Origin of the sequence: Xanthomonas cannabis pv. cannabis (assembly GCF_000802365.1) — a bacterium.
GTDB classification, from domain to species: domain Bacteria; phylum Pseudomonadota; class Gammaproteobacteria; order Xanthomonadales; family Xanthomonadaceae; genus Xanthomonas; species Xanthomonas cannabis.
In genome coordinates, this window is sequence record NZ_JSZE01000217.1 from 1 (window position 1) to 1224 (window position 1224).

General features: G+C 67.0%; 1 protein-coding gene. It reads right to left on the minus strand.

Annotated elements, in window-relative coordinates:
* Positions 1-1224, minus strand: a 1224-nt coding sequence (locus OZ10_RS20150; protein WP_039566889.1) for an autotransporter-associated beta strand repeat-containing protein, incomplete at both ends; no start/stop codon positions are given.

A 1224-nucleotide genomic window follows, 5' to 3' on the forward strand; every position in this document is an offset into this window, starting at 1 on the left:
GCCCAATGCCGTGTTGCTGCCAACCGCCAGCGTGCCGGCATTCAACACCGTGCCACCGGCGTAGCTGTTGGCGCCATCGAGCGTGAGCGTGCTGGTGCCATTCTTGATCAGGCTGCCCGCGCCGCTGATCGACCCGGACAATGTCAGGTCGTTACTGCCGAGCACATTGACCGCCCCGTCCAGCACCACTGCATTGCCCACCGCCAATGCCTGGTTGCTATCGAGGTTGGTGCCGGCTGCAGCCGTCAAGGCACCAGTGCCCAGTGCCTGCGCATCACCCAGCACCAGCGTGCCGCTGCCCAGCGCGGTGCCACCGGTGTAGCTGTTGGCTGCATCCAGGACCAGGGTGCCGGTGTCGAGTTTTTCAATGCCACCGACGCCGGAGACAGCGACGTCGATCGTGGCCGTGGCGCCGGGGTCGACACGGATGGCGGTGAGCGGCGTGGTCAGGTCCAGCGCACCGCCACCAGCATCGCTCAGGCGGTAACCGTCGGTCACGAACTGCAGCCCACCCACGCCTTGCGTGCCCTGCACGCCTACCGTGCCGGCCGTGCCGGAGAACACCGCAAAGTCGCCCTGCCAGGTGCTGTTGGCCGTGCCATCCTGGCCGGTCCAGTTGGTGGCGGCACCCCATATACCCGCGCCGCCATCGACCGTGCCGTTGGCCACGCTCTGCACGCCGTCCCAGAACTGCACGATGCTGCCTGGCGCGGTGACCACGAGGTTGATCTGTTGGCCGATGGCGGTCTGCAGTGCGAGTTGACTGATGTCGACACTGCCCGGAATGGTTCCGAACAGCACGCCGTTATTGGTCAACGCGCCGGTGTAGTCGATCAATCGATAGACGCCGGAACCGAAGCCGCCGATATCGGTGATGTTGAGCGTGCCGTCCAGGGTGAGATTGCCGTTGACCGCGAGCAGACGCGTGGGGCTCGGCGCCGCAAGCGAGACATCCAGCAAGGCACCCGGTGCCAGCGTCAGCCCGCCGACGCTGAGCGAGGAGCCGCTGGTCAATGCCAGCCGCCCGCCGTCGCCGATGGTCACCCCACTGGCAATGCTGCCGTTGCTGCCGCTACCGGTCAGGGTGCCGCCCAGCGCGACATTCAATGCGCTGGTGCCCAGGCTGCCAATCACGTCCAGGGTACCGGCGCTGACCTGCGTGGCGCCTCCGATCAGGCTGTTGCCCAGCAGCCGCACGGTGCCGGCGCCGACCTTGTCCAGGTT